Genomic DNA, 24,921 nt, shown 5'->3' with positions numbered 1-24,921 from the left:
CTTCTCGGGGTTACGGGGTTTGGGTCATCGCTGAGGCGATATTCGGAGCGGCACGGACCATCGCCTCCTGCGCCGAGGCGTCCTGCTGCTCGGCAGCAAGCTCGTCGTCGGAGCGGATCAGGCCCTTGGTGGAAATGTCGGAAGCGGCGGCCAGTCGGGAGATCGCCTCGCCACTGTTGAGGCGGCGTGCCTTCTCCTCTGCGCCGACAAGCGCATCCACTGCCTGACCGAACTCGATCAGCTTGTTCAGGTCGTGGCCGCGGCCGAGGGCGGCGATGCCAACGGTGATGCGCGGCTTGATGAGTTCCTGCGGCAGCTCAGGCAGGCGACCCTGCTTCTGGAGCTTGTGAAGGCGACGGCGGATCAGCGGCAGCAAGAGCTGCTCGCCCGACATCGCCATGAAGCCGCTGAGGGCGTCGTCGAGTTCCTGGGTGAGCACCCGGATTTCGTAGGCGGTCACACGCTCGCCGGGGCGCTGCACGGCGGACTTCACGCCGAAGATCAGCTCCAGCGAGTTCGCCAGCCCTTCGGCCTCCTGACGCACGAAGTTCAGGTCGTAGGCTTTCTGGAGCTGGAGCGTGGTCACATCGCTGGCCTCGCCACGCAGCACCGCGCCGGATTCGGCCTCGGTGAGCTGGCGCTCGCGGATCGTCGAGGTCGGCTTGAGGAACATGATGATCTTCGCCAGCGCGGCGGCACCCTTGCGGATCGCCTTGCGCAGCGCCTCCAGCGACTCGAACGCTCCCACGTAGTCGTAGACCAGGCCCTCGCCGTAGTCGTCCACGAGGGACGGCGGAGCGCACAGGGGAATCCACGGACAGGCGTCGATGGGGTAGGTGCCCACGGTCTCGGGGACTTCGACGCCCTCGACCTCCTGGACCACTTCCCACTCATTGCCATCTTCCGAGCGACGCACCCAGGTGTAGAGGTTCACGTCGTCGTTCTTGGTCTTTTCGTCGCGCTCCTGGGCGAGCTTCTGCATCACCGCCGCGCGGATCGAGTCCGGCAGCATGGCCGGGGCGATCTTGTCGAGCGTGATGATCTCCAGCACGTTGCCCAGGCCATCGCGGTCGGTCACGTAGGAGGTCAGCGGGTACAGCTTGGGCTTGCCCTCGTCGGGGTCGTAGAGCAGGAAGTTGCCGAGGACGATGGCGTGCTTGGCCGCCTCGCTGAGGACCGGGCGGACGCCGCTGGTCTCCAGGTCATTGACGATGACCCGCTCCACGTCCACCAGCGCGGCCTCCAGTTCGGAGGTCTCCACGCCAGCCTGCTCGGCGATGTTCTCGGCGACGGCCTGGTCAGGCGCGAGCTTGAACACCGAGGCGTTCGGCGGGAGCCAGGCCAGCACGATCTTCGAGGCCAGGGCGTTGACGCACTTCGGGCCGGTGTCGATGTAGGCGGAACCGGGGGTACGCGATTTCGCGCCCTCGTCCACCCACAGGCGGGGCAGGGTGACCTTGGCGCAGCGCTTGGCGCGCGTCTCGGCTTCTTTGCGGTTGGACTTGAGATCGCCGTAGCGCTTCGCGGCCGTCTGCTTCTCGGCCGAGGTCTGCTTGGCGTCAGCCATTCGGAATGGTCAGTCCTTGGTACTGCGTTGCGTTGTTCAGGTCCAGTCGGACCTTGGACTTACGCCGCTGATCGGCCGCGTGGCCGGTCGGCTGGGTGTCCTGGCGGGTCAGCAGGATCGCGTCTTTCTCCTGCTGGTCCGGCATGTTGGGCTTGCTGCACATGATTAGCGGGCGCGGTGCTCCATCTGCTCGACCTTCCGCAGCGCCTTGAGCCGGAGGATCAGGCGGCGCTCGCCCTGCCGGAGCAGGAACTCCTCCTTCGGCTGGGCGGGGTCGTAGATCACTTCGGGGTGCAGTTCGTCCAGGAGGTCGATCAGGTCGTAGGAGTGCAGAGGGATTTGCATAGAACTCCTGGGTTATGAATAGGTGGGGAAACTGTCGTTTCCCCCGATGATGACCACTAAACCCTTAGAGCCGGGCCAGCGATTCCGCGACCATCCGCAGGCGGTGGATCGGGCCGTTGTTGTCGATCACGGTGTCGATCAGGTCGCCGTGGACGCCTGCCTCGGAGGCATGCGCCGAGACCGGAGTCGCGCTGTCGCGGAGCACCTGGACCACCTGGCCGCCACACTCGCGGATGAACTGCGCCTCGTTGTCGAAGCGAACGTCCGAAACCACGACGCCAGCAGCGCCGTCGCGGCGGGCCTGACGGATCTTCTGCGCGACCACCTTGACCCACAGGTCGCGGTCGATCATTTCGCGGCCCCACTCGGTGCCCACGGTCTGCATCAGGCGGCGCGGGGTCTGCCCGTTGAGCCAGTCGAGCGGCTCCTCCTTGAGCGGGCCGTCCTCCATCGCGGACACCGGCAGGCCGGTGATGTCCGCCACGAAGGCGCGGATCGGGGCCGCGAAGGACAGCTTCACGAAGCCGTGGTCGCTGACCAGGAACTCGGCCAGGGTGTCTTTGCCGCTACGGGCGCGGCCGGTGATTCCGATGATCTTCATGGGGACTCCAGAAAAGGAAAGGCCCGCACGAGGCGGGCCGAAGGGGACTTGGGGGAGAGGCGCTACCAGCCGGGACGGCCGTGCAGCGCCAGGTTGATGGCGAGGGCCAGCAGCTTCGGACGCATCAGGCGAAGCACCGGGCGATCAGCCAGGCCGCACCAGCAGCGCCGACAGCGGCCGGCCACAGCTTGACGCGGCCAGCCGAGCGGTACAGGGCACGTTCGAGGGTGTTGAGGCTGCGCCACCACAGCCAGGCGGCACCGTAGGCGACGAAGGCGAACAGCACGGCCAGCACGGCGATGATGGTGATGAACAGGATCAGGGTTTCCACAGCTTCACTTCCTTGGTCTTGGGGTTGTAGTCGCCGTAGCGCAGGATTCGCGCGAGGCGTGCTTGGCGGATCGCATCGTGCTTCGACAGCGGCTCGGTGCCGCCGCGGGGGATGCGGGTGGTGTAGGTGGTGACGACGGTGTTCCACAGCGCGCCGAGGTGCTCCTCGACGGACGCATCGCGGTACGCCTCGTGGATGGGCATGAGCAGCTCGTCCGCGCCCTTGTGGCCGATGCCGGGGAAGCCTGGGTAGTTGTCCACCCGGTCGCCCGTGAGCACCTGCTTCATCCAGAACAGGTCAGCGTCGTGAGCCGAGATCGGCCGGACGCCCACGTCGGGACGGTTGGGGTTGTAGAGACGGATGCCGGGGATCGTCTGCATGTCCTTGTCGATGGACACGACGATGCGGCTGCCTGGCGCGCGCTTCGGATTCGGGTGCGAGGCCAGCAGCCCCAGCACGTCGTCACCTTCCAGGTTCTCGATCTCCACGATCTTGTCGCCGAACTCGTCGTAGACGAACTCGTCGAGCACGTACCACAGGGCAGGCTTGTCCTTGCTGGCACGGTTGAGCTTGTAGGTCGGGTCGATGTCCTTGCGGAAGTTGTGCTTCTTGCAGGACAGGGCCAGCAGGTAATCACGCGCGCCGAACTTCTCGACGATCTCGTCGATGTAGTCCTCCAGCTTCGCCTTCGCGCGCTCGGGCTGGATCGCTTCGACCTTGTTGCCGTCGCCGTTCCAGTCGATGTTCGCGGTGTTCGAGAACGCGAGCTGGTAGCGCAGCACGTCGGCGTCGATCAGCAGCAGGGGGCCGCGCTTGTTCATGCGTCCACCCACTGCCATCCCAGGAGCGCCAGCGCGAACCAGCGGTGCAGCCAGTTCGGACGCTCCCGGACCTGCACGAAGAAGTTGCCGCCGATGACCCAGGAACCAGCCGCCTGCGGTGGCCGATAGGTGACGTAGGAAGTCATGGCCGCTTCTCCGGGTGGCGCTCATACCACGCCTGTAGCTCGGCGGCGTAGCGCTTCATTCCGGCCTGGTACTCCGGGCCGTCGCCGAGCGGGTACTCGTGCTCGTCGCACACGAAGTCGGTGGTCGGGATGGTGTACGGAATCTGCGTGCAGGAGTTCCCCGTACACATCGACTGCCACATGATGATGTAGGAGTCCTCGCTGTGCCCTTTCAGGCACGAGCCATAGTCCGCACTCGGCGGCCAGGGCTTCATATCGCACGCAGCGAGGCCAGCACACAGCGCCAGGATCAGGAGAGCGCGCTTCACACCATGCTCTCGTGTACGGCGACCCAGCACTTCTCGCTAACGCGGCGGATGAAGTAGATCGCGGTGTTCCACTCCACGGGGCGCAGCATGCGCTCCGTGCAGCACGGGCACTTGGCGTTGTAGGCGTGAACCTCGGGCTGGTGTTCGAGCACAGCCACGCGGTAGGTAGTACACGGAGCGATCAAGCGGACATCGCCGTCAGCGGGGCCGCCAATGAAATGCACGCGAAGCTGATTCTCGTTCATCGGTTCGATTCCTTGAGGACTTCCAGGGCGCTCGCCTTGTCGGCGTTGCAGCGCTGGAGGCCGTCCTCGGCGTTGCCGCCGAAGCGGTAGAGGTCGTAGGTGGTGGTGGTCGGGTCAGCCATCACGGCGTCCAGTGAGGAGTGCGTGCCCTCAATGACGGTCGGCTGGAGGAACTGCTCCGGCACGACTTTCGAGGTGTGCGCGGCGCAGCTCGTCAGGAATGCGGCGAGACAGGTAATCGCCAGTTTCCGGGTCAGCATTTGCTGCAATCTCCACAGAGCGGTTGGTGGTGGCGCGGGCGTTCCGCAGCGCTGCATCGAAGGCAGAGCGGCGCACGGCTTCGCGGTTGAGGGTCTCGACGGTCTGCTTGAGGTCGGCCAGTTCCTTTGCCGACTCCTCCAGCTCCGTCACGCGCTGGGCCATTGCGGTGTACTTCCAGGCTGCGAAGCCGCCAGCCGCGAGTGCGGCAACGACCAGCAGCGCCGCGAGGGCGCGCAGGATGTTGGTTGGGTTCATCGGTTCTCTTGGACGTAACAGGCGACTCGCAGAAGCTCCGAGGGAGTCGCGTCGGACTTGATCTGATTCGCGCGTGCGGAGATCACGCGCACGTTGCCCCGGACGTAGCCGAGGTCAGGTTCGATGCGGTCGAGCGTGGGTGAGTTGGGGCCTTGGGCCTTGCGCCCGACAGCGCGGTACAGCGGGATGCCCAGCGCCGGGCAGAAGTCGGGGACCACGATGTCGTCCGACGTGAGGTCGAACGGCAGTCCCTTCCTTGCTGCCCGGCGTTTCGCTTGGCGCACCAGGGCGAGTGCAATGTCCCGCTTGCCGCGGGTCAGTGCGTCTCGGCCCAATTCCTTCCGATCTTGAACTCGCCATCCAGCGGACAGCGGAAGCCGAAGTGGTCGCCAGCCTTGCGGATGGCGGCCTGGGCGGTCTTGCCCACGAACTCGGCCTTGTCCTCGTCCACTTCGATCTGCCACTCGTCATGGACGTTGGCGAGGAACTCGTAGTGGACGCCCGGCACCAGCCCTGCGGCTTGCAGGTCGGCGTCGAGGATCACCAGGGCTTTCTTCATCACCAGCGCACCGGCCGACTGGAGCAGGGTGTTGAGCGCGGCGTGGTCGCTGCGGATGTGCAGCTTCCGGCCGTCGAGACCGATCAGGTATCCCTTCTCGGCCGCGCGCTTCTTGACCCCGCGTACCAGCTTCTCCAGCGCAGGCAGCCCGGCCAGGAACTTCGAGCGGAGCTTCGCCCCGGCTTGTCGCCCCTTGCCCACGATGGAGCCGAGCTTCGCGTCGCCTGCCCCGTAGAGGAAGGCGTAGATGAAGGTCTTGGCGTTGTCGCGGGTGGGCAGTCCTGCCGCCGATTGGTTGACGGAGTGGATGTCGCCTTCGAGGATGACCTTGGCGTACTCGCCACCGTCGTGCTTTGCCATGAAGTGCGCCAGGCAGCGCAGCTCCAATCCCGAGGCGTCCGCTCCGACCTGGAGTTTCCCTGTCGGTACGCAGAACAGCGACCGGCATTCCTTGCCGTAAGGCACGCCGCACTTCGGCACCTGAGCGATGTTCGGCTTCGAGTGCGTCATGCGGCCGGTCACCGCTGCGTTCTGATTCACGCTGCCGTGGATGCGGCCGTCCTTTTTGATGGCCTTGAGCCACGCCTCGTCGCCTTCGGCGAGCTGGCCGAGGCGCTTGTTGACGATGAAGTGCTCCAGCAGGAGCGGGATGATCGGGAACTTGAGTGCGCCCAGGACTTCTTCGTCGATCTTCGGCTGGCCCTTCTCGGTGAACTCCTGGGGCTGCCAGCCATACATTGCAGTCAAGCGGTCAGCGATGTGCTGTCGGCTTGCCGGGTTGAACACCACGTCCTTGTAGGTCGTGACCTCCACGCCCTTGACGTAACCGCGGCGCTTGTCGTCGCGCTTTGGTACGAACTTGCGCTTCACCACCTTCCACGGCGGAATGACCTTGCGCAGCTCGGCCTCCAGCGCAGTGCGCCGGGACACGAGGATGCACTCCAGCTCACGCGCCTTCTCCTGATCGAACAGGTAGCCGTAGCGCTGCTGACGCGAGAGGATCGGCGCGACGGCCTGCTCCAGCTCGATGGCCTCGGTGGGGAGGACCTTGCTCATCAACAACGCGAACAGCGCTTGCGTGACCGCAACGTCCTGGTCGCAGTAGTCGTCCATTTCCTGAGACCACTGTGCCCAGGGGTCGAGGCCGCGTGCGGCCATCTGCGCCGCGTAGTCGCCTTTCCAGCGGCCGAGGCGGTAGCCCCACGCTTCGAGGGCGTGGCGGCCGATCAGCTTGCCCGGCAACACCGGGTTCGCTCCCTGCTTCTTGCGGGCCTTGAAGTCGCGGTCCTTGAGGTCCGGGTAGACCAGCGTGGACATCAGCAGCGTGTCGAAGTACGCCTGGACCTTGAAGTCCGGGAACACCTTGGCGATAGCCGGAATGTCGAATCCGGCGATGTTGTGGCCGACAACGCGCTTGGCCTTCTTGAGCCTCTCGACGGCCTGACGGACTGTCATTTCGCCCGTGCCGTGATCGTTGGCGGACAGGATGGGACCGCGCGGTGCTCCGGTCTCATCTACCTCTTGGAGGGAAATGCAGTGGATCGTGTCAAGTTCGTCGAGGAGGCCATTGGTCTCGCAGTCGAATACGAGGATCAACGGCGGTCCTCCTTACGGGTAGCCGTGGTTGGTTACGGGGATTGCGCGGACGCGGCGGCGGGCGCGGAGGATGTACTCCGGCTCGGGAGCCTTCGGCGGCGTGTGGACGCCCTGCGGCGCGTGGCCGGGGAAGTCGTCGTCCTCGAACAGTTCCTCCTGCTCGGGCTGGTCGGGGTGCAGCGTGTAGCCGTAGTCCTCGACGTAGTGCGTGATGCGGCGGATGGTGCGCTCGGTGCCGTTGTTGTTCAGCACGAACAGCAGCTTCTCCGATGCGTCGGCAACCGCGCCTTCGAGGGATACGACCACCACCTCGTCGGTGCTGGGTTCGTAGATGGCGACATGGGCGCAGCACCGCAGATCGAAGCGGGCGCAGTGCTCATGCGGCGTACCGAACTCGAAGCCGATCAGGCTCACGAGGTGACCCTCGGGCGAGCGGAAGTTGCGGATACCGTTCGGAGCGGCTTCGCTGGTCCAGTCGCTACGGCCGCTCAGGTACGCGGCCACGTAGGTGTAGCTCGCAAGTGACACGAAGAAGCAGTCGATGTCCTTGATTTCGGTCCCGTCGTAGAACGCGCGCAGGCTTCCGCCACCCAGGATGACCAGGTGGCGGACTTCGGCCGGCAACACGTCGAACAGGGACCGAGCGTGTTGCTCGGCAGTCATGGTTGGTCCCTTAGCGGATCAGGTTGGTGAAGCGCTCGGCGACACGCAGTGCGCGCTCGGCTTCTTCCTCGTGCTCGTCGGCCTGCGAGTGCAGGACATCGGCCTTGTCGCGCAGCGTCGAGGCGGTGGCGATGCGGTCGGCGCTGATCTTGAACAGCTTGTCCACCTGGCCCTCCAGCACCTTCACCACGTCGGTCACGGTGTCCTTGCGGAACGGAGCGGTCAGCAGGTCGATTGCGATGGCGACGATCTCTTTCATTGGGGTAGTTCCTCGGCTTTGATGTGGATGACCACGCGCCGCCCTGGCTTGCCGTACATGACACGGCAGGCTTGATCGGAGCGCGGGAGTTGGTAGGGGAGAACGAGGCTCTCAGCGAAGGAGAGCGGCGCATCAGCTGGGATGAAGCCGACGACCGAGCGGCCGTCAGTAGTCGGAGGTGGATACATCGGATGACTCGTCGGCGAAGTCGCCGTATTCGCCCGGAGCATCTGCATTGAGCAGACGGCCGGATGCGTGGTCGTAGCTGTAGTAGAGAACCTGGCCGTTCGACTGGCCGGTGAAGCGATCCTTGAGGACGCGGAAGGTCGTGCAGTTGCGCTCGGCCTCGTTCTCGGCCTGCGTGTTGCGCTCCAGGCCGAACGCGAAGTGAGTCCAGAAGCCAATCGCGCGGCTGCCCTTGAAGTGACGGAGCATCACGCGTCCGCCTTCCTCGTGGGGCTTGCCTTCCGGCGTGGCGAGGTGCGAGACCAGGTAGATGCAGATGAGGTGGCGCTGCGCGAACTGCGCGATCTTCGCCATCGTGTCCTCCAGCATCTTCCGCTCGTCCTCGGCACCGGCCGCGAACGACGTGAGGTTGTCGAGGACGATGTGCTTGACGCCCTCGGCGACGACCATGTGGGCCATCTTGGCTTCGATCACGTCCCACTCGGACGAGCCGAAGTGGTCGTAGATGAACACCTGGCCCTTGTCGAGAATCTCGAACGCGGCTTCCAGCTCCTCCTGCGTCCAGCTCCCATCAGGGACGTGGAAGCGGCGGCCAGCAACCTTGCCTGCCATGCGCTTCGCCGTCTCGACCGGCTGCTGCTCCAGGAAGAACAGGCCAACGCGGTCGCCGGTTTCCTGCGCGATGAAGGCTGCTTCCTCCATCAGCCAGTCGGTCTTGCCGATGCCGGTGCCCGCGCCGAAGGTGTAGACCTCGCCGTACCGCTTGCCGTAGGTCAGCGCGGTGAGGCGCGGGTCGTGCCAAGGCATGCCCATCGAGACCGGCTTGAGTGCCTTCTCCTTGAGGGAGCCGAACGTCACCACGCCATCGGGGCGCTTGGTCTGCGCTTCGTAGATGGCGCGGGTGATCGCCTCGGCATCGCCACGCTGGAGCAGCTCGTTCGGGTCTTTCGCCGGGAGCTGTGCGATCTTGGCCTTGCCGGGAGTCAGCAGCAGCGCCACTTCCTGCGCGGCGGCCTGGCCCGGTTCGTCCATATCGAACATGAGCACAACCTCGTCGAAGCCGTTGACCCACTCCAGCTCGCGCTTGATGGACTTGGCTGCGCCTTGCGCCCCGTTCGGGACGGACACCACCGGCCAGCGGAGGCCGAGTGCCTGCGCCACGGAGAGCGCGTCGATCTCGCCTTCGGTGATGACGAGGCGTCGCCCCGGTTCGTAGAGGTGCTGGCCGAACAGCCCGCACGCCTTCGAGTCGCCGATGAACGAGAACTTCTTGTCGGGGTAGCGGAGCTTCTGCGCGACGATGCCGCCATCGCGCTTGTAGTTGGCGATCTGCACGGTCTTGCCGTGCTTGTCCTTGCCGATCCAGTAGCCGTACTTACGGCATGCTTCCTCAGTGATACCGCGCTTCGCCAGGGCTTGCGGTTCACCCTTCGCAAAGTCGCTCATGGTTTTCCTGCTGGTGGGTTGAGAGACCTCCTCGCCTTCGGCTGGCTCGTAGTGACCGCAGCCGAAGCAGTAGCCGTGCCCGTCGCTGTAGCGCGCAAGGTTGTCCTTGCTGCCGCAGTTCGGGCACGGCTCTTTGTGGAGGTATTCGGAGTCAGCGCTTTGCACGCTCCACGGACCACATGCGCTTGCGGTAGGAAATGCCGAGGCGACGATTCAGCGCACCCTTGACGGTGCGGCCCAGGCCGCGGAACGGCTTGTCGGCGCGCGCCCATGCGCGCTCGAAAGCCAGGCGCATCGCGGACGGAATGACGGTGGTGGCGGTGTTGGTCATGCGTTCTTCTCCAGCAGGAACTTGGTGAATGCGGCGACTTCTTCGGTCGCATCGTTGGCGTCGAGGCCCAGCTCGTCGGTGCAGTAGTTGCGATACAGCTGGAGCAGCGCATCGACGCGGTACTGCTTCGGAGCGCGGCGCGCTTCCAGGAGTGGAGCCTTGCTGCGGCGCTGACGGCGCGACAGGCGATAGCGCGTGTACCGCTGCCCCGAGGCGTCCTCGCAGGTCTGCGTTTCGATCTCGAAGCCAGCAGCGCGCAGCTCATCGACGCGCGAGGCGAGGCGGCGGATGCGGTAGACGCCTTCGGCCTGCCACGAGGTCAGGTGCGAGTGGCGACGCAGGTGATCCAGGACGACCTGGGTTTGCGGGGGCAGCGGTTTCACGTTGGGTTCTCCTATCGAGGGAAGTCAGGTGCCCACACGACGGGCTTGCCGTAGGCGGCGAGCAGGCGTCGCAGCGCGGCGTGTTGGGCTTCGGTGAAGTTGTCCTCGGGCTGCATGGCGTCGTTGACGCCGCCCAGGAGGCAGACTTGGTATGCGGATTGGTTGTGCTTACCGGCGAGAGCGCCGGGCTGATTCAGCGGGCGACCGTCGTAGATCGAGCCGTCACGTTCGATGACGAAGTGGACGGCGATCTTCGAGTAGCCCTGCGAGCGGTGCAGGCGTGCGAGTTCTTCGCCGGTCGTGACCTGCTCGGGGCGGGTCATGCTGGCGAGGACGAACAGCGCCTCTACCGATTCCAGAGGTTTGAGGCGCACTTAGAGTTTGTAGAGGTGGACTTCGGTGCGTGGTTCTTCGTCCGGCTGCGCCCAGCGCTTACCGGAGAGCAGCCACATGACTTGCTTGTCGTCGGCCCAATAGCCGGTGGCTTTGGTCACAACGTCCATCGGCCCCTTGGCGAGGTTGTCCACGTCGCCCTTGGGAAACGCGGCCTTCGAGGTCTTGGCGCGTTTGCATACCGCGATGATGACCACTAAAACCGGATCGGTCGGCGACAGGTCCAGGTCACCGGCTGGCAGATGCTTCTCTGCGGCTTCCTTCCAGGTCTTGTAGGTCTTGCCGTAGTAGACGCCCCAGCGCGAAACCTTCGGGCGCGAGGCGGGCACCGGGTCAAACGGGAACGTGAGGGAGGCCAAATGCTTGGCCCCCCTCGCGGTGTCCACGATGACCGACAGCGGATCAGTAGTCGCCGTCATCGCCCTCGTCGTCGGAGTCGCTGTCGTCGTCCGAGTCGTCATCGCTGTCGCTGAACGGCGCGCTGTCGGCGGCCTCGTAGCCGTCCTCCTCGCCGAAGCCGTAGTCCTTGGCGTTGCGCTGGCCGAACTCGACCAGCTCGATCACCTGGACGGCGACCATGTAGCAGGTCAGGTAGAACTTCTTGGCCGATTCGACGAACGAGCCGCCGATCTCGTAGGAGACCTTGAGTTCGCTGCCGCCGCCGATCTGCGGCGGGTTGTCGATCTTCTTGCCGCGGGCGTCGAAGATGTCCGGGCGCATGGTGAACTTCTTGCCGGTGCGCTTGCTGACGCCGCTGGCCTTCATCTTGAACTTCACCAGCACGCGGCCGGTGTCATCGCCGTTCTCGTCGGTTTCTTCGGTGAACACCGGGGCCACTTCGGCACCCTTCTTCTTCTTCGGGTTCTCGCTCAGGAACTCCTGGAACAGCTCGTCGCGCCGGGTTTCCAGCTTCTTCGCCAGCGCCTTGAAGTCCTTGTCGTTCGGGTCGAACGCCAGGCTCACGGTGTATTCGCCTTCCGGCTTGAACTTGGTGTCCGGTTCGTTCAGGCGCGGCCACACGGCGGTGCCCTTGGGGGAGACGAATCGTTCGCGCTTCTTGGTTGCCATCAGTTGTCGGTCTCGTAGTTGGTCGGGAGATAGATGCCCGCGCGCCACAGGTCAGCGGCGGCGGTCAGCGGGGTGTCGGCGGAAATGCCGAAGGCTTCGTCGATGTCGAAGCCGATGAGCGCCTCGTCGATGAAGGCGTCGGTGATCGGGTCACGCATCACGGGTAGTGCGGTTTCAGCTCGCGCTCCGCGTAGCGGCGCACGGCGTTGAGGGTGTTGACCTGCCGGTAGCGGCAGTCCTGCTCCATGCGCGAGACGACCCGCAGCACTTCCATCGGATCGAGGCCGAGCACTTCGCAGAAGTTCTTGAAGGCGCACGCCAAGCCGATCACCTGATCGGCCGGGTGGCCGAGGGACTGCACGCTGTCGATCACGACGAAAGCGCCGCGTGCGGCGCTCTCGGCAGAACGTGAGTGCAGTCCGTCGATGACGCGATCACGCACCTGCGTGCAGCTCCGTCATGCGGTGCTTGAACTCCTCGACCGTGCCGTGTTCGGCCGGGTTGTAGATGCCGAGGACCACACCGAAGTGGTCCTGGGCAACGTAGGTGTTCAGTGCGTGCTGGTAGTTGATGCTCATGTTGATGTTCTCGCTTGGGGTATCAATTGCCAAAGGGGGATGGACTAGGCAAAGAAATAGCGCGACTCCAGCACCAGGCTGAGGTCCAGGTCGCCATGCGGCGGGAGGGGTGGGAGTTTCTCTGCCGCTTCTGGCGGGAGCTGCTCGACGAGTTGCTGTCGGAAGTCGGCCAGTACGTCGCCGCTGTATTGATCGACGAACGCCTGCCGGAGTGCGGCGGCGAGGATTGCTGCCTGGCCCGCGTGCGTACCGTAGGAGTCGTGGATCATGGCGAACGACTCGATGCCGTTCTCTGCCGCGAGGCAGGTGGTCAGCATCATGTGGCTGGCGTCGCAGGAGTGGACGAAGTTCGGGCTGATCCCGAGGGTCTGCCTGCGACGGTCGAGCTTAGTACCGCCGATGTTGACCACTAAATTCACCTCGCGGCCTCCGACGTGCGGCCGGATGCGGACGCCTTCCTCCTCGCGGTACTCCTGGAGGACCGGGAAGCCAGCAGGGGTCGTCCAGCTCACCGGCAGGTCTGCCGACGAGGCGACCTTGGAGGCGTCACGCAGCCAGTCCATCGCCGCGCGGGCTGCGATCACCACCTCGCCAATGCACTCCCACAGCAGGGTCGCCAGGTACTCGGCGGTCTCCCAATCGTCCTCCATGCCCAGCTTCTTGAACTTGGAGAGCACCTGGGCGCGCATGCCCGACTTCGTGACGCCGTAGGGCAGCGTCATCACCGGCTGCTTCACGATGTCGCGGGTGAGCTGGCCGTCCAGCTTGATCGCCAGCGGGTCGCCGCTCTCGGCACGGGCGCGCAGCTTCTCCTGGGCCACGTCCTTCACGCGCGAATAGATGTCGGCGGGCTTCGGCTGCGGGATCAGGTTGGTGGCTGCGCCGCCCACGGAGTCGCGGAGCATGGCCGAGAAGTTCTGGAGGCCGTTGCAGGAGCCGTCGAGCGCGATGGGCAGGTGGGAGACGTGATCGCGGCCGTTGAGGCTGTAGCCGAGCCACTCGAAGCACGCAGCCAGCGCGCAGAACGGGCTGTCGGCGTCCATCCAGAAGCGTTGGCCGTCCAACGGATCGAGGGCGCTGTCGAGAATCTGCTCCTCGTGCTCGCGCACCCAGGCCACGCGCTCCTCGAACGACACCTTGTCCACGCCGAAGCAGTTGGCGACGTGGATGGCGAGCCAGTAGGCACCGTCCTCGCCGAGCGGCACACCTTGGGCGAACGTCAGCAGGCCCTTGGCCGCATCATCACCCTGCGGGGTCAGCGTCGGGGGCAGGGGGTAGCACCGGCCGCGGAAGTCGAGGTTGTGCGGGAAGTAGATCGCGGGGTACTCGGCGAACTTCTCCGCAAGGGCGATCTTCTGCGCGGCGGCGAGGCGGGTGGACACGCTGCGTGCGTTGGCCTCGTAGACCTTGGCGCGGTCGCGCTTCCATTCCTTGAACTCGTCGGCGTGGTGCTCCTTGAAGTAGTCCGGGTCGGTCTCCAGCAGGGCAGGGCGGCTCGGCAGGTCCATCAGCTCGCGCTCCGGCAGCCCGGCGACACCGCCGCCTGCGTTCCACAGCTCGCGCATGACCTCCAGGACGGGCACGTTCACCTTCCAGGCGGTTGCCTGGATGGCGTTGAGGGCCTGGTAGACGTTGGGCATATCGACCAGCGCCAGCTCGCGCTTGTAGGCGCGGTTGCGGGTACGCACGAGGTCAGCCCGGCCGCCGATGTCGGTCAGGTAGCCGCCGTCGCGGGGCGTGGTCCACGGACGGGGCGGGACGACCATCGGCATCAGCACCGGCTGGTACAGGGCGGCGCTGTCGTGGGCCTTGGTCAGCCAGTCGAGCACCTTCTGATTCCCGGCGATGAGCAGGTGGCGCTTGCCACGCTCGGCCACGGTGACCAGCTCGACCAGCCCCGTCGCCTCGACGAACAGCTCGATGAGCTTCATGCCCACCAGCAGCGCGTCCTTGTCGGACAGGTAGAGGCGCTTGTCGTCCTCGGGAGCGAACTCGGCGTCGGCGATGACGTGCCGCATGACGGCGGTGGAGTGCCGGGCCGAGGTGGACTTCTTGAGCTGCTCCTGGACCACCCGGTACAGGCCGGGGTGCTTCTCGCGGAGCAGGGAGAAGTTGATCTCGTTGGCTACCTCGTGGCCCAGGGTGATCGCCACGGACACCGCCTTGCGGTGATCGGCGACCAGCGCGTTGACGCAGGTGAAGCTGGTCAGATAGGCGAGGGCGTGGGGGTTCAGGTGGCGGATGAACTTGAGGGCGGCGTGGCGCTTGCCCGGCTTGCCGGTGTCGGCTTCGGCCACGAACGCCATGATCGCGGCGGCGGTGGCGTCGATGCTCTCCATGACCAGCTTGCGGCCGGGGCCGGTCTCGGCCTCCTGGCGCTGCTCCCTGATCTTCTCGTAGCGGGCAATGCCCAGGCTGGTGCTTTCCTTCTCCAGTTCGAGCTGGGCGGCGTGCAGGTCGTTCTCTTGCCAAGTCGTCATCGTTTGCCCTCAGGGGATGCAAAAGTCAAAACGGGAGGACCGCACCGGGGGCTGCCCGGTACGGTCCTGAGTGGTTCGGTTGTTGGTCCTGGGTGGACCTATGTGGAACTGTAGTAGTCCTCGGTGGTGAACAGCAATGAGTAGTTCTGAATGGTTGTCCTAGGAGGAGGTCCGCCGAAGATGACCACTTTATTCGGCGTCACCTGGTGTCACCTGTCGTGGCACCCGGCGTCACCTATATGTCACCCGAAGCGTCACCTGATAGACTGGAAAGCTGTAAGTAGTTGAGTGGTCAGGACTAATCGGCAGGGGCTTCGGGATTTAGGTTCCAGTGCCGCAAGGCGTGGGGGTTCGAGTCCCCCCTTTCGCACCAGTGCCGGCCTGTCCCCGCCCTGATCGGGCCATCTGCGCCCCCTTGACCGGCACGCGCTGGCAGTGCAAGCCGAATTGGGCGAAACTAAAGGGCTGCGGCAAGCAGGCGCGTCCCAGACGTCGCGTCCTTACAACCGTTTCATCCCAATCATCGAGCCGGGGGCCTGGGCCACCGGTGGCAGGAGTCAACATGCAAGCTTCGATCGAATCCACCGGCAACCTGGAACGCCGCCTGAGCTTCTCGCTGCCGGAAGAGCGTCTGCAGAGCCACATCGCCGGCCGCCTCGGCGAAATCGCCCGTACCACCCGCATCAAGGGCTTCCGCCCGGGCAAGGTGCCGGCCAAGGTGATCGAGCAGCGCTTCGGCGCGCAGGTCCGTGGCGAGGCGCTGGATGGCCTGCTGCGCGAAACCTTCGATGCGGCCGTGCGCGAGCACGACCTGCGCATCGTCGGCAGCCCGCGCATCGACAAGGGCGACGAGGGTGAGTTCTCCTTCGTCGCCACCGTGGAAGTGGTGCCGGACTTCGGCGACATCGACGTCAGCAAGCTGACCGTCGTGCGCCATACCGCCGAGATCACCGACGCCGACATCGACCAGATGATCGAGAACCTGCAGAACCAGCGTCGTACCTGGGCCCCGGTCAGCCGTGGCGCGCAGGACGGTGACCTGGTCGCGGTGGAAACCTGGTCGCAGGCCGGCGAAGAGCGCCTGCCGGCCGAGGGCACCGAGAAGGGTTCGATCGTGCTCGGCCAGGGCATGATGTTCGACACCATCGAGAAGGGCCTGGTCGGCCTGGCCAAGGGCGAAGAGAAGACCCTCGACGTCGAGTTCCCGGCTGACTGGCGCGTGCCGGTGCTGGCCGGCAAGACCGTGCAGGTCACCGTCAAGGTCACCGAGGTCTCCGAGCCGGTCGTGCCGGCGGTCGACGAAGCCTTCATCAAGAGCTTCGGCGTGAAGGGCGGCGATGTGGAGCAGTTCCGCAGCGACATCCGCGCCAACCTGGAGCGCGAGCTGAAGGGTGCGTTGATGAACCGCCTGCGCCGCGAAGTGGGCGAGCAGCTGATCGCGGCCTACTCGTCGGTGGAAATGCCGCCGCGCCTGGTCGAGAACGAAGCCCGCGCCATGCTGGCCCAGCAGGTCGAGCAGCTGCGCCGCAACGGCCAGAACGTCGGCGAGATCCCGGCCGATGCCCACGAAGGCTTCAAGGACGCTGCCGCCAAGCGCGTGCTGGTCGGCCTGCTGGTCGGTGAAGTGGCCCGCATCAACGACCTGCGTCTGGAAGCCAAGCGCCTGAATGAAACGATGCGTCTGATCGCTTCGACCTACGAAGAGCCGGAGCAGGTCATTGAGATGTACCGCAACGACCCCCAGTTGATGTCTGGCCTGCAGAACCGTGTGATGGAAGAGCAGGTGATCGACTGGATCGCCGAGCGTGCCCAGCACACCGAAGAGAAGCTGTCGTTCCAGGACGCGATCCGCCAGTAAGCCCGGGCGGATCACCGGATGCCCCGCGCCTTTGCCGGCGCGGGGTTGTTGCCCCCCAAGATAGGTACCTCACGTAATGGACAACCGAACCAAAGCCCTGAACCTGGTTCCGATGGTGGTCGAGCAGACCAGCCGCGGCGAGCGTGCCTACGACATCTATTCGCGCCTGTTGAAGGAGCGCCTGATCTTCCTCGTGGGCCCGATCGACGATCACATGGCCAACGTGGTGGTGGCGCAGTTGCTGTTCCTGGAATCGGAAAACCCGGAAAAGGACATCAACATCTACATCAACTCGCCGGGTGGCGTGGTCACCGCCGGCATGGCGATCTACGACACCATGCAGTACATCAAGCCGAATGTGAGCACCACCTGCATCGGCCAGGCCGCCTCGATGGGCGCCCTGCTGCTGGCCGCGGGCGAAGCCGGCAAGCGCTATGCGCTGCCGAACTCGCGCGTGATGATCCATCAGCCGCTGGGTGGCTACCAGGGCCAGGCCACCGACATCGACATCCACGCGCGCGAGATCCTGACCCTGCGTTCGCGCCTGAACGAGGTGCTGGCCAAGCACACCGGCCAGTCGCTGGAGACGATCGCCCGTGATACCGAGCGCGACAACTTCAAGAGCGCCTTCGAGGCGCAGGCCTACGGTCTGGTCGACCAGGTCCTGGAGCGTCGTCCGGATGAGTCGATCCAGGCCGGCTGACCGGCCTTCACGGGGCCAGGGAGGCCTCGTTCCTGCAGGGTCGGGTGGGACTGGTGTCCCCTCGGCCCTGTGCTATTCTCGAATCGAACCCCCGTTCAGCGGGTGGGGTAACTGGGTAAGCGAAGCATGAGCGAAGACCGCCAAGGTCGTTCCACGGACACCGGCAAGATCCTCTACTGCTCTTTCTGCGGCAAGAGCCAGCATGAAGTGCGCAAGCTGATTGCGGGTCCGAGCGTGTTCATCTGCGATGAGTGCGTGGAGCTGTGCAACGACATCATCCGTGAGGAACTTGAGGAAAAGGCGCAGTCGGCGCGCAGTTCGCTGCCCAAGCCGCGCGAGATCCTCGAGGTCCTCGACCAGTACGTGATCGGCCAGAACCGTGCCAAGCGCACGCTGGCAGTGGCCGTGTACAACCACTACAAGCGCATCGAGAGCCGGCAGAAGAACGACGACGTCGAACTGGCGAAGTCGAACATCCTGCTGGTCGGCCCGACCGGTTCGGGCAAGACGCTGCTGGCCGAGACCCTGGCCCGCCTGCTCAACGTGCCGTTCACCATGGCCGACGCCACCACGCTGACCGAAGCCGGTTACGTGGGCGAGGACGTGGAGAACATCATCCAGAAGCTGCTGCAGAAGTGCGACTACGACGTCGAGAAGGCGCAGCAGGGCATCGTCTACATCGATGAAATCGACAAGATCTCGCGCAAGAGCGAGAACCCGTCGATTACCCGCGATGTGTCCGGCGAAGGCGTGCAGCAGGCCCTGCTGAAGCTGATCGAAGGTACCGTGGCCAGCGTTCCGCCGCAGGGCGGCCGCAAGCACCCGCAGCAGGAATTCCTGCAGGTGGACACCAAGAACATCCTGTTCATCTGCGGCGGCGCGTTCGCCGGGCTGGACAAGGTGATCCAGGCGCGTTCCACCGACGTCGGCAGCATCGGCTTCGGTGCCAAGGTGAAGAGCAGCGAGCGCAAGCAGGAAGTGGGCAAGGTGCTGGCGGAAGTCGAGCCGGAAGACCTGATCAAGTTCGGCCTGATTCCCGAGTTCGTCGGCCGCCTGCCGGTGGTCGCGACCCTGGAGGAGCTGGACGAGCCGGCCCTGATCAAGATCCTGACCGAGCCGAAGAACGCCATCACCAAGCAGTTCAAGAAGCTGTTCGAGATGGAAAACGTGGAGCTGGAGTTCCGTCCGGACGCGTTGTCGGCCATCGCCAGGAAGGCGCTCAAGCGCAAGACCGGCGCCCGTGGCCTGCGCACCATCGTCGAATCGGTCCTGCTGGACACCATGTATGACCTGCCGTCGCAGGAGAACGTCAGCAAGGTGGTCGTGGACGAATCGGTGATCGAGCACAAGTCCGAGCCGTACCTGATCTACCAGACCCCGGCCGCCCCTGAACAGAAGGCCGCAGGCGCCGAGTGATCCTTCCAGGTTGTTGATTGGAAAGGATTTTAAAGGAATGCCTTGCATCTGAAAGCCGATGGCCCCATAACGGGGCCATCGGCTTTTTTTGTCTCCGGAAGATGCCCTCCCGGAGGCGGTTTTCCCCCTTCCCTGGAGCCCCCATGGCCCGTTCCCCAAGTGAAACCCTCGACCTGCCGGTCCTGCCGCTGCGCGACGTAGTGGTGTTCCCGCACATGGTCATCCCGCTGTTCGTCGGCCGTGACAAGTCCATGCACGCGCTCGAACAGGCAATGGAGGCGGACAAGCGCATCCTGCTGCTGGCGCAGAAGTCGGCCGAGACCGACGACCCGCATGCGGCCGACCTCTACCAGGTTGGCACGCTGGCGCAGGTGCTGCAGCTGCTGAAGCTGCCCGACGGCACCATCAAGGTGCTGGTTGAAGGCCTGTCGCGCGTGCAGGTCACCCACGTCGACGAGCGCGACGGCTCGCTGCATGGCCAGGCCGTGGAGATCGACGCCACCGACGAGCGCGAGGCGCGCGAGGTCGAGGCGATTGCCCGCTCGCTGATGTCGCTGTTCGAGCAGTACGTGAAGACCAACCGCAAGCTGCCGCCGGAGCTGCTGCAGACGCTGTCGGGCATCGATGAGCCGGCGCGCCTGGCCGACACCATCGCTGCGCACATCAGCGTGCGCCTGGCCGACAAGCAGCGCCTGCTGGAAACGCTGGCCGTCGGTGACCGCCTGGAGATGCTGGTCGGGCTGGTCGACGGCGAGATCGACGTGCAGCAGATGGAGAAGCGCATCCGCGGCCGCGTGAAGTCGCAGATGGAGAAGAGCCAGCGCGAGTACTACCTCAACGAACAGATGAAGGCCATCCAGAAGGAACTGGGTGACCTGGACGACGCGCCGGGCGAGCTGGAAGAACTGGCCCGCAAGATTGCCGAGGCCGGCATGCCGAAGGCGGTTGAAGCCAAGGCGCGCAATGAACTGAACAAGCTCAAGCAGATGTCGCCGATGTCGGCCGAAGCCGCCGTTGTGCGCAACTACCTGGAGTGGCTGCTGGGCGTGCCGTGGAAGAAGCGCAGCAAGGTGCGCAAGGACCTGAAGGTCGCGCAGGATACGCTCGATGCCGACCACTACGGCCTGGAGAAAGTCAAGGAGCGCATTCTTGAATACCTGGCGGTGCAGTCGCGCGTGAAGCAGATGAAGGGCCCGATCCTGTGCCTGGTCGGGCCGCCGGGCGTGGGCAAGACCTCGCTGGGCCAGTCGATTGCCAAGGCCACCAACCGCAAGTTCGTGCGCATGTCGCTGGGCGGCGTGCGCGACGAGGCCGAAATCCGTGGCCACCGCCGTACCTACGTCGGTTCCATGCCGGGCCGCATCGTGCAGAACCTCAACAAGGTCGGAAGCAAGAACCCGCTGTTCGTGCTCGACGAGATCGACAAGATGTCGATGGACTTCCGTGGCGATCCGTCTTCGGCGCTGCTGGAAGTGCTCGATCCGGAGCAGAACAACGCATTCAATGACCACTACCTGGAAGTGGACCTGGACCTGTCCGAAGTGATGTTCGTGGCCACCTCGAACTCGCTCAACATTCCCGGCCCGCTGCTGGACCGCATGGAAGTGATCCGCATCCCCGGCTACACCGAGGACGAGAAGCTCAACATTGCGGCCCGCTACCTGGTGCCGAAGCAGGTCAAGGCCAACGGCCTGCAGCCGGAAGAACTGGAAATCGGCAGTGACGCCATCCAGGACATCGTGCGCTACTACACGCGCGAATCGGGCGTGCGCAACCTGGAACGCGAGATCGCCAAGATCTGCCGCAAGGTGGTGAAGGAGATCGCGCTGGCCGGCCCGCAGCCGGTGAAGGCGAAGAAGGGTGCGAAGAAGCCCAAGGCGCTGGTCAATGTGTCCAGCAAGAACCTGGACAAGTACCTGGGCGTGCGTCGCTTCGACTTCGGCCGTGCCGAGGAAGAGAATGAAATCGGCCTGGTCACCGGCCTGGCCTGGACCGAAGTCGGTGGCGACCTGCTGCAGATCGAATCGACCCTGGTGCCGGGCAAGGGCCAGCTGATCCTGACCGGCCAGCTCGGCAACGTGATGAAGGAATCGGCGTCGGCCGCGCTGTCGGTGGTGCGTTCGCGCGCCGTGGGCTTTGGCATCGACAGCGACTTCCTGCAGAAGCACGACGTGCACCTGCACGTGCCCGATGGCGCCACGCCGAAGGATGGCCCGAGTGCCGGCGCGGCGATGGTCACCTCGCTGGTGTCGATGCTGACCAAGGTGCCGGTGCGCGCCGACGTGGCGATGACCGGCGAGATCACCCTGCGTGGTCGCGTCACTGCCATCGGTGGCCTGAAGGAGAAGCTGCTGGCCGCACTGCGTGGCGGCATCCGCACGGTCATCATTCCGGAAGAGAACCGCAAGGACCTGGCCGACATCCCGGCCAACGTCACCCGCGATCTGAAGATCGTGCCGGTGAAGTACATCGAAGAAGTCCTGGACCTGGCGCTGGAGCGTCCGTTGGCACCGAAGAAGGCGCGCAAGAGTGCGCAGCGTGTCACGGTGCGCAGCAAGGCCAAACCGAGTGGAAACGCGCGCGTCAAGCATTGACGCGCGCTGTCCAATGGCCCGAAACCCGCGTCGTTGCTGGCTTTCCAGCTTGCGTGGGGGTAGGGCCACTGGTATAAAAGCAGCACTCGCGAATGAGTGGTCGCAGTCTGGTGATCGCTGGATTCGGCGAACCGTTTCCACATGGCGGCCGCATGCAGATGGCGTGCGGTTGCTTCCCTGTCGAATAAGCGGAACCCACCGCCAAAGGAGTTGTAGAGAATGAACAAGACCGAATTGATCGATGCCGTTGCTGAAGCTGCCGACCTGACCAAGGCAGAGTCCAGCCGCGCTGTCGATGCCGTCGTTGCTGCCATCACCAAGGCGCTGAAGGACGGCGATGCGGTCACCCTGGTTGGCTTCGGTACCTTCCAGGTCCGCGACCGTGCTGCCCGCACCGGCCGCAACCCGAAGACCGGCGACACCATCAAGATCGCTGCTTCGAAGAATCCGTCGTTCAAGGCTGGCAAGGCCCTGAAGGATGCTGTAAACTAAGCGGCTCGCTGGGGTGCTTAGCTCAGCGGTAGAGCGTCTCCTTTACACGGAGAGGGTCGGGGGTTCGAAACCCTCAGCACCCACCACAGCACCGCGGTAAAAGTTTGAGTGTGGAGCGGTAGTTCAGCTGGTTAGAATGCTGGCCTGTCACGCCGGAGGTCGCGGGTTCGAGTCCCGTCCGCTCCGCCATTCAACGAGGCCTCCGGCCAAAAGCTGGAGGCTTTGTTTTCTCCCCGGTCCAGGCCGGCTGAAAGCAAAAAGGTAACAACGCGGAGCGGTAGTTCAGCTGGTTAGAATGCTGGCCTGTCACGCCGGAGGTCGCGGGTTCGAGTCCCGTCCGCTCCGCCATTACATCCAGGCCCCCGGTTCAAGGCTGGGGGCCTTGTCTTCTCACCGAGAGGTTCGGAGGAAGGCGAAAAAGTCTTTGCAAGAACGGAGCGGTAGTTCAGCTGGTTAGAATGCTGGCCTGTCACGCCGGAGGTCGCGGGTTCGAGTCCCGTCCGCTCCGCCATTGCAGACTTCTTAAGTCCCTGTGAAAAAACTTTGAAAAAAGTGTTCATCGGGCTGGGTTTCCAGAGAGTCTTCGGATATACTGGGCGCCTGCAAAGTTCAAGCGCGGAGCGGTAGTTCAGCTGGTTAGAATGCTGGCCTGTCACGCCGGAGGTCGCGGGTTCGAGTCCCGTCCGCTCCGCCAACTCTAAAAGCCCTCGGCGCAAGCCGGGGGCTTTTTCTTTGCGCCAGGATGTGGAGTTGGCCGATGCACTGATGGTGCCTGCCTGCGCAAGTGGGCGCAGGCCGCGTCGGTGCTGCTTTTGGTCCCTGCGGCGAAGCGGGTTACACTGCCGGGCTCGCCAATCAGGCCTTGTGATTCCTCACCATGCTGCAGAAACTCCGCGACAAGACCTCAGGCTGGATCGTCACCGTGATCCTGGGGCTGCTGATGATTCCGTTCCTGTTCGTGATCGACAACAGCTACCTCGGTGGCGTTGGCGCACAGAACGTGGCCAAGGTTTCCGCACCGCCTACCTGGTGGCGTTCGGCGCCGTCGTGGTGGCCGGTGCGCATGCTGTGGCAGCACCATGAGATCAGCTCGCAGGATTTCCGCACGCGTTTCGAGCAGGAGCGCATGCGTGAGCGCCAGCAGCAGGGCGACAACTTCGACCCGCGCGCGTTCGAGAGCACCGAGAACAAGATGGCCGTGCTCGATCAGCTGATCGACGAACAGGTCGTGCGCCTGGTCGGTGAACAGGCGGGCGTGGTGATCGGCGACGGCGCGGTGCGCGAGTACATCGCGACCATGCCGTCGTTCCTCGATTCGAACGGCAAGTTCAACGAGAACAACTACCGCCTGGCATTGGCCGGTGGCAATCCGCCGCGTACCCCGACCCAGTTCCAGGAACTGGTGCGTGAGAGCCTGCAGCAGTCGGTGATCCCATCGGGCCTGCAGAGCTCCGGCTTCGTCACCCAGGCCGAGACCGAGCGCCTGTTGAAGCTGCTGGGCGAAACCCGCGACGTCGAGCTGGCCGCGTTGCCGCCCGTACCTGCCGATACCGCGCCGGTCACCGACGATCAGATCAAGAAGTGGTACGACAGCCACGGCAAGGATTTCCGCCAGGCCGAGAGCGTGTCGCTGGAGTACGTCGAGATCAACGGTGCGAACCTGCCGGCACCGACCCCGGCCGATGAAGCGACCCTGCGCAAGCGCTATGAAGAGGAAAAGGCAAAGTTCACCTCGCCGGAGCAGCGCCAGGCCTCGCACATCCTGATCACCGGTGACGGCGCCGAAGCCAAGGCGAACAGGATCGCTGCCGAAGCCAAGGCGGCCGGTGCCGACTTCGCTGCGCTGGCCAAGGCCAATTCGGAAGATCCGGGCTCCAAGGACCAGGGCGGTGACCTGGGTTGGGTCGAGCGCGGTGCGATGGTCAAGCCGTTCGAGGACGCGCTGTTTGCGGCCAAGGCCGGTGACGTGATCGGCCCGGTCAAGACCGAGTTCGGTTACCACATCATCAAGGTGGCCGCTGTGCGCGGTGGCCAGGGCAAGTCGTTCGAGGAAGTGCGTGACACGCTGGCTGCCGAGCAGCTGAAGGCCGACGGCGAGCGCGGCTTCAACGAACTGGCCGGTCGCCTGGTCGATGCCATCAACAAGAGCCCGAGCGACCTGGCGGCCGCCGCCAAGGAAGTGAACCTGCCGCTGCAGACCCTGGGCCCGATCACCCGCGCGACCGCCAGCGGCATCGCCGCTGACCCGGCCGTGCTGCGTGCCGCCTTCTCCGACGTGCTGGTGCAGGACGGTACCGCCAGTGACCCGATCGCCCTGGGCGGCGCGACCAACCACAGCGTGGTCATCCGTGTGGCTGCACACACCCCGGAACAGGCCCTGCCGCTGGACAAGGCCCGCGAACAGGTGATCGCTGCGATCCGTGCTGATCGCCAGCGCCAGGCCAGCGACAAGGCGGCCGATGCCATCCTGGCCAAGCTGAAGGCGGGCGCCACCCTGCAGTCGCTGGCTGCCAGCGAGAAGCTGCAGCTGAGCCCGATGCCGGGCCTGCCGCGCAGCCAGCCGGTGCCGACCCCGGAAATCAACCGCGCGATCTTCAGTGCGCCGGTGCCGGCTGAAGGCAAGCCGAGCTATGGCAAGGTCGACGTCAATGGTCACGCGCTGCTGTTCGCGGTGAACAAGGTCAATCCGGGCGACATCAAGGAAGTGACCGCAGAGCAGCAGAAGCAGCTGAAGGAACAGCTGAGCCAGATCGACGGCATGGCCGCGGCCAAGGCCTACATCGAGGCGATGCGCAAGAAGTTCATGATCCAGACCACCGAAGCGAACCTGTAAGCCTCGCGGCGAGCAGATCGAAGAAGGCCCGGCATTGCCGGGCCTTTTTTTCGTGCGGGCGCTGCTGGAAATTGAATTGTAGATACCGTGTTGCCCTTGCCTAGGCAAGGGCGCCGTCAGGCTCAAATGGCCGGCCGCTTTTCAGTACGCCCCAAACCAGATGGATGAGCTTGCGCATCACCGCACACATGACGACCTTGAAG

General features: G+C 64.8%; 31 protein-coding genes, 5 tRNA genes and 1 pseudogene. 11 read left to right on the top strand and 26 right to left on the bottom strand.

The window, feature by feature from the left end; all coding sequences use genetic code 11:
* Positions 1 to 10 precede the first annotated feature (10 nt).
* The 25 genes from ACM0PY_RS04335 to ACM0PY_RS04215 all read right to left on the bottom strand — a co-directional run bounded on the left by ACM0PY_RS04335 (position 11) and on the right by ACM0PY_RS04215 (position 14,822).
* On the bottom strand, positions 11 to 1,567 hold the full coding sequence (locus tag ACM0PY_RS04335) for a portal protein (RefSeq protein WP_164170925.1): 1,557 nt from the start codon (positions 1,565 to 1,567) through the stop codon (positions 11 to 13).
* On the bottom strand, positions 1,560 to 1,730 hold the full coding sequence (locus tag ACM0PY_RS04330) for a hypothetical protein (protein ID WP_235648607.1): 171 nt from the start codon (positions 1,728 to 1,730) through the stop codon (positions 1,560 to 1,562). The genes ACM0PY_RS04335 and ACM0PY_RS04330 overlap by 8 nt, the downstream gene beginning before the upstream one ends.
* A 2-nt stretch (positions 1,731 to 1,732) precedes the next feature.
* Positions 1,733 to 1,912: a hypothetical protein gene (locus tag ACM0PY_RS04325; RefSeq protein WP_004154580.1), complete on the bottom strand. Its 180-nt coding sequence runs from the start codon at positions 1,910 to 1,912 to the stop codon at positions 1,733 to 1,735.
* Positions 1,913 to 1,976: 64 nt separating this feature from the next.
* Positions 1,977 to 2,513, bottom strand: coding sequence for a deoxynucleotide monophosphate kinase family protein (locus ACM0PY_RS04320; RefSeq protein ID WP_164170923.1), 537 nt, complete (start codon positions 2,511 to 2,513; stop codon positions 1,977 to 1,979).
* Between the two features lie 124 nt (positions 2,514 to 2,637).
* The gene (locus ACM0PY_RS04315) at positions 2,638 to 2,844 is read right to left on the bottom strand and encodes a hypothetical protein (protein WP_164170922.1); all 207 of its coding nucleotides are present in this window, start codon (positions 2,842 to 2,844) and stop codon (positions 2,638 to 2,640) included.
* A complete protein-coding gene (locus tag ACM0PY_RS04310) occupies positions 2,832 to 3,665 on the bottom strand; it encodes a phage exonuclease (RefSeq protein WP_235645387.1) in 834 nt (277 codons plus the stop codon). Before ACM0PY_RS04310 ends, ACM0PY_RS04315 begins: the two co-directional genes overlap by 13 nt.
* Positions 3,662 to 3,811, bottom strand: coding sequence for a hypothetical protein (locus ACM0PY_RS04305; protein ID WP_164170920.1), 150 nt, complete (start codon positions 3,809 to 3,811; stop codon positions 3,662 to 3,664). Before ACM0PY_RS04305 ends, ACM0PY_RS04310 begins: the two co-directional genes overlap by 4 nt.
* A complete protein-coding gene (locus ACM0PY_RS04300; protein ID WP_164170919.1) occupies positions 3,808 to 4,119 on the bottom strand; it encodes a hypothetical protein in 312 nt (103 codons plus the stop codon). Before ACM0PY_RS04300 ends, ACM0PY_RS04305 begins: the two co-directional genes overlap by 4 nt.
* Complete coding sequence (locus tag ACM0PY_RS04295) at positions 4,116 to 4,364, bottom strand: hypothetical protein (RefSeq protein WP_164170918.1); 249 nt, start codon at positions 4,362 to 4,364, stop codon at positions 4,116 to 4,118. The genes ACM0PY_RS04300 and ACM0PY_RS04295 overlap by 4 nt, the downstream gene beginning before the upstream one ends.
* A complete protein-coding gene (locus tag ACM0PY_RS04290; RefSeq protein ID WP_005412413.1) occupies positions 4,361 to 4,486 on the bottom strand; it encodes a hypothetical protein in 126 nt (41 codons plus the stop codon). The genes ACM0PY_RS04295 and ACM0PY_RS04290 overlap by 4 nt, the downstream gene beginning before the upstream one ends.
* A 28-nt stretch (positions 4,487 to 4,514) precedes the next feature.
* Positions 4,515 to 4,880 carry a hypothetical protein gene (locus ACM0PY_RS04285; protein WP_005412414.1) on the bottom strand — a complete coding sequence of 122 codons (366 nt, stop codon included), beginning with the start codon at positions 4,878 to 4,880 and terminating at the stop codon, positions 4,515 to 4,517.
* Positions 4,877 to 5,215, bottom strand: a complete 339-nt coding sequence (locus ACM0PY_RS04280; RefSeq protein ID WP_050483582.1) for a hypothetical protein — start codon at positions 5,213 to 5,215, stop codon at positions 4,877 to 4,879. The genes ACM0PY_RS04285 and ACM0PY_RS04280 overlap by 4 nt, the downstream gene beginning before the upstream one ends.
* Positions 5,197 to 7,035, bottom strand: a complete 1,839-nt coding sequence (locus ACM0PY_RS04275) for a DNA polymerase (protein ID WP_180886098.1) — start codon at positions 7,033 to 7,035, stop codon at positions 5,197 to 5,199. The genes ACM0PY_RS04280 and ACM0PY_RS04275 overlap by 19 nt, the downstream gene beginning before the upstream one ends.
* A gap of 12 nt (positions 7,036 to 7,047) precedes the next feature.
* Positions 7,048 to 7,698 carry a Gabija anti-defense Gad2 family protein gene (locus ACM0PY_RS04270; protein WP_180886100.1) on the bottom strand — a complete coding sequence of 217 codons (651 nt, stop codon included), beginning with the start codon at positions 7,696 to 7,698 and terminating at the stop codon, positions 7,048 to 7,050.
* Positions 7,699 to 7,708: 10 nt separating this feature from the next.
* Positions 7,709 to 7,957: a hypothetical protein gene (locus ACM0PY_RS04265; RefSeq protein WP_005412417.1), complete on the bottom strand. Its 249-nt coding sequence runs from the start codon at positions 7,955 to 7,957 to the stop codon at positions 7,709 to 7,711.
* Between the two features lie 165 nt (positions 7,958 to 8,122).
* Positions 8,123 to 9,589, bottom strand: a complete 1,467-nt coding sequence (locus tag ACM0PY_RS04260; protein ID WP_005412418.1) for a toprim domain-containing protein — start codon at positions 9,587 to 9,589, stop codon at positions 8,123 to 8,125.
* 151 nt (positions 9,590 to 9,740) lie between these two features.
* Positions 9,741 to 9,920, bottom strand: coding sequence for a hypothetical protein (locus tag ACM0PY_RS04255; protein WP_004154591.1), 180 nt, complete (start codon positions 9,918 to 9,920; stop codon positions 9,741 to 9,743).
* Positions 9,917 to 10,303, bottom strand: coding sequence for a helix-turn-helix domain-containing protein (locus tag ACM0PY_RS04250; RefSeq protein ID WP_004154592.1), 387 nt, complete (start codon positions 10,301 to 10,303; stop codon positions 9,917 to 9,919). Before ACM0PY_RS04250 ends, ACM0PY_RS04255 begins: the two co-directional genes overlap by 4 nt.
* A gap of 11 nt (positions 10,304 to 10,314) precedes the next feature.
* Entirely contained in the window at positions 10,315 to 10,677 is a 363-nt protein-coding gene (locus tag ACM0PY_RS04245; protein ID WP_004154593.1) for an N-acetylmuramoyl-L-alanine amidase, read from the bottom strand.
* Positions 10,678 to 11,115, bottom strand: coding sequence for a RusA family crossover junction endodeoxyribonuclease (locus tag ACM0PY_RS04240; RefSeq protein WP_049444495.1), 438 nt, complete (start codon positions 11,113 to 11,115; stop codon positions 10,678 to 10,680). It abuts the gene before it with no gap.
* Positions 11,099 to 11,764 (bottom strand): hypothetical protein, encoded by a 666-nt coding sequence (locus ACM0PY_RS04235; protein WP_004154595.1) that lies wholly within the window; start codon positions 11,762 to 11,764, stop codon positions 11,099 to 11,101. Before ACM0PY_RS04235 ends, ACM0PY_RS04240 begins: the two co-directional genes overlap by 17 nt.
* On the bottom strand, positions 11,764 to 11,922 hold the full coding sequence (locus tag ACM0PY_RS04230; protein ID WP_154267700.1) for a hypothetical protein: 159 nt from the start codon (positions 11,920 to 11,922) through the stop codon (positions 11,764 to 11,766). Before ACM0PY_RS04230 ends, ACM0PY_RS04235 begins: the two co-directional genes overlap by 1 nt.
* Complete coding sequence (locus tag ACM0PY_RS04225; RefSeq protein ID WP_005412421.1) at positions 11,922 to 12,206, bottom strand: hypothetical protein; 285 nt, start codon at positions 12,204 to 12,206, stop codon at positions 11,922 to 11,924. Before ACM0PY_RS04225 ends, ACM0PY_RS04230 begins: the two co-directional genes overlap by 1 nt.
* Positions 12,199 to 12,342 carry a hypothetical protein gene (locus ACM0PY_RS04220; RefSeq protein ID WP_005412422.1) on the bottom strand — a complete coding sequence of 48 codons (144 nt, stop codon included), beginning with the start codon at positions 12,340 to 12,342 and terminating at the stop codon, positions 12,199 to 12,201. Before ACM0PY_RS04220 ends, ACM0PY_RS04225 begins: the two co-directional genes overlap by 8 nt.
* Positions 12,343 to 12,386: 44 nt before the next feature.
* A complete protein-coding gene (locus ACM0PY_RS04215) occupies positions 12,387 to 14,822 on the bottom strand; it encodes a DNA-directed RNA polymerase (RefSeq protein WP_005412423.1) in 2,436 nt (811 codons plus the stop codon).
* A 562-nt stretch (positions 14,823 to 15,384) separates the two neighbouring features.
* On the opposite strand from ACM0PY_RS04215, the gene tig reads away from it, so the two are divergent.
* The 11 genes from tig to ACM0PY_RS04160 all read left to right on the top strand — a co-directional run bounded on the left by tig (position 15,385) and on the right by ACM0PY_RS04160 (position 24,718).
* Positions 15,385 to 16,680, top strand: coding sequence for a trigger factor (gene tig / locus ACM0PY_RS04210; RefSeq protein WP_069138945.1), 1,296 nt, complete (start codon positions 15,385 to 15,387; stop codon positions 16,678 to 16,680).
* Between the two features lie 76 nt (positions 16,681 to 16,756).
* The gene (clpP, locus tag ACM0PY_RS04205) at positions 16,757 to 17,383 is read left to right on the top strand and encodes an ATP-dependent Clp endopeptidase proteolytic subunit ClpP (protein ID WP_004146318.1); all 627 of its coding nucleotides are present in this window, start codon (positions 16,757 to 16,759) and stop codon (positions 17,381 to 17,383) included.
* Between the two features lie 126 nt (positions 17,384 to 17,509).
* On the top strand, positions 17,510 to 18,799 hold the full coding sequence (gene clpX / locus ACM0PY_RS04200; protein ID WP_004154600.1) for an ATP-dependent Clp protease ATP-binding subunit ClpX: 1,290 nt from the start codon (positions 17,510 to 17,512) through the stop codon (positions 18,797 to 18,799).
* Between the two features lie 143 nt (positions 18,800 to 18,942).
* Positions 18,943 to 21,393 carry an endopeptidase La gene (gene lon, locus ACM0PY_RS04195; RefSeq protein WP_180886102.1) on the top strand — a complete coding sequence of 817 codons (2,451 nt, stop codon included), beginning with the start codon at positions 18,943 to 18,945 and terminating at the stop codon, positions 21,391 to 21,393.
* 219 nt (positions 21,394 to 21,612) lie between these two features.
* Positions 21,613 to 21,885: a non-specific DNA-binding protein Hbs gene (gene hbs, locus ACM0PY_RS04190; RefSeq protein ID WP_005408270.1), complete on the top strand. Its 273-nt coding sequence runs from the start codon at positions 21,613 to 21,615 to the stop codon at positions 21,883 to 21,885.
* Positions 21,886 to 21,896: 11 nt separating this feature from the next.
* Positions 21,897 to 21,971 (top strand) — tRNA-Val (locus ACM0PY_RS04185).
* Between the two features lie 26 nt (positions 21,972 to 21,997).
* Positions 21,998 to 22,074: transfer RNA gene (locus ACM0PY_RS04180), tRNA-Asp, on the top strand.
* Between the two features lie 82 nt (positions 22,075 to 22,156).
* Positions 22,157 to 22,233, top strand: a tRNA-Asp gene (locus ACM0PY_RS04175).
* Between the two features lie 86 nt (positions 22,234 to 22,319).
* Positions 22,320 to 22,396, top strand: a tRNA-Asp gene (locus ACM0PY_RS04170).
* Between the two features lie 106 nt (positions 22,397 to 22,502).
* Positions 22,503 to 22,579 (top strand) — tRNA-Asp (locus ACM0PY_RS04165).
* Between the two features lie 183 nt (positions 22,580 to 22,762).
* Positions 22,763 to 24,718, top strand: coding sequence for a peptidyl-prolyl cis-trans isomerase (locus ACM0PY_RS04160; protein WP_180886491.1), 1,956 nt, complete (start codon positions 22,763 to 22,765; stop codon positions 24,716 to 24,718).
* 100 nt (positions 24,719 to 24,818) lie between these two features.
* On the opposite strand, the pseudogene ACM0PY_RS04155 reads toward ACM0PY_RS04160, so the two are convergent.
* Positions 24,819 to 24,921, bottom strand: a pseudogene (locus ACM0PY_RS04155) (IS110-like element ISStma4 family transposase); the annotation flags it as partial.

The sequence above is a fragment of the Stenotrophomonas sp. BR163 genome, from assembly GCF_047520985.2.
Classification (GTDB): Bacteria; Pseudomonadota; Gammaproteobacteria; order Xanthomonadales; family Xanthomonadaceae; genus Stenotrophomonas; species Stenotrophomonas sepilia.
The sequence above is the reverse complement of the archived record's forward strand: the minus strand, read 5'-3'. Positions and strand labels throughout refer to the sequence as shown.

Coding starts and splice junctions, on each gene's coding strand:
- hbs (WP_005408270.1), top strand. CDS start 21,613: ATGAACAAGACCGAATTGATCGATGCCGTTGCTGAAGCTGCCGACCTG.
- ACM0PY_RS04230 (WP_154267700.1), bottom strand. CDS start 11,922: ATGCGTGACCCGATCACCGACGCCTTCATCGACGAGGCGCTCATCGGC.
- ACM0PY_RS04235 (WP_004154595.1), bottom strand. CDS start 11,764: ATGGCAACCAAGAAGCGCGAACGATTCGTCTCCCCCAAGGGCACCGCC.
- ACM0PY_RS04160 (WP_180886491.1), top strand. CDS start 22,763: ATGCTGCAGAAACTCCGCGACAAGACCTCAGGCTGGATCGTCACCGTG.
- tig (WP_069138945.1), top strand. CDS start 15,385: ATGCAAGCTTCGATCGAATCCACCGGCAACCTGGAACGCCGCCTGAGC.
- ACM0PY_RS04270 (WP_180886100.1), bottom strand. CDS start 7,698: ATGACTGCCGAGCAACACGCTCGGTCCCTGTTCGACGTGTTGCCGGCC.
- ACM0PY_RS04305 (WP_164170920.1), bottom strand. CDS start 3,811: ATGACTTCCTACGTCACCTATCGGCCACCGCAGGCGGCTGGTTCCTGG.
- ACM0PY_RS04335 (WP_164170925.1), bottom strand. CDS start 1,567: ATGGCTGACGCCAAGCAGACCTCGGCCGAGAAGCAGACGGCCGCGAAG.
- ACM0PY_RS04220 (WP_005412422.1), bottom strand. CDS start 12,342: ATGAGCATCAACTACCAGCACGCACTGAACACCTACGTTGCCCAGGAC.
- ACM0PY_RS04255 (WP_004154591.1), bottom strand. CDS start 9,920: ATGACCAACACCGCCACCACCGTCATTCCGTCCGCGATGCGCCTGGCT.
- ACM0PY_RS04320 (WP_164170923.1), bottom strand. CDS start 2,513: ATGAAGATCATCGGAATCACCGGCCGCGCCCGTAGCGGCAAAGACACC.
- clpP (WP_004146318.1), top strand. CDS start 16,757: ATGGACAACCGAACCAAAGCCCTGAACCTGGTTCCGATGGTGGTCGAG.
- ACM0PY_RS04295 (WP_164170918.1), bottom strand. CDS start 4,364: ATGAACGAGAATCAGCTTCGCGTGCATTTCATTGGCGGCCCCGCTGAC.
- ACM0PY_RS04330 (WP_235648607.1), bottom strand. CDS start 1,730: ATGTGCAGCAAGCCCAACATGCCGGACCAGCAGGAGAAAGACGCGATC.
- ACM0PY_RS04285 (WP_005412414.1), bottom strand. CDS start 4,880: ATGAACCCAACCAACATCCTGCGCGCCCTCGCGGCGCTGCTGGTCGTT.
- ACM0PY_RS04310 (WP_235645387.1), bottom strand. CDS start 3,665: ATGAACAAGCGCGGCCCCCTGCTGCTGATCGACGCCGACGTGCTGCGC.
- ACM0PY_RS04265 (WP_005412417.1), bottom strand. CDS start 7,957: ATGAAAGAGATCGTCGCCATCGCAATCGACCTGCTGACCGCTCCGTTC.
- clpX (WP_004154600.1), top strand. CDS start 17,510: ATGAGCGAAGACCGCCAAGGTCGTTCCACGGACACCGGCAAGATCCTC.
- ACM0PY_RS04325 (WP_004154580.1), bottom strand. CDS start 1,912: ATGCAAATCCCTCTGCACTCCTACGACCTGATCGACCTCCTGGACGAA.
- ACM0PY_RS04215 (WP_005412423.1), bottom strand. CDS start 14,822: ATGACGACTTGGCAAGAGAACGACCTGCACGCCGCCCAGCTCGAACTG.
- ACM0PY_RS04290 (WP_005412413.1), bottom strand. CDS start 4,486: ATGGCTGACCCGACCACCACCACCTACGACCTCTACCGCTTCGGCGGC.
- ACM0PY_RS04260 (WP_005412418.1), bottom strand. CDS start 9,589: ATGAGCGACTTTGCGAAGGGTGAACCGCAAGCCCTGGCGAAGCGCGGT.
- lon (WP_180886102.1), top strand. CDS start 18,943: ATGGCCCGTTCCCCAAGTGAAACCCTCGACCTGCCGGTCCTGCCGCTG.
- ACM0PY_RS04240 (WP_049444495.1), bottom strand. CDS start 11,115: ATGACGGCGACTACTGATCCGCTGTCGGTCATCGTGGACACCGCGAGG.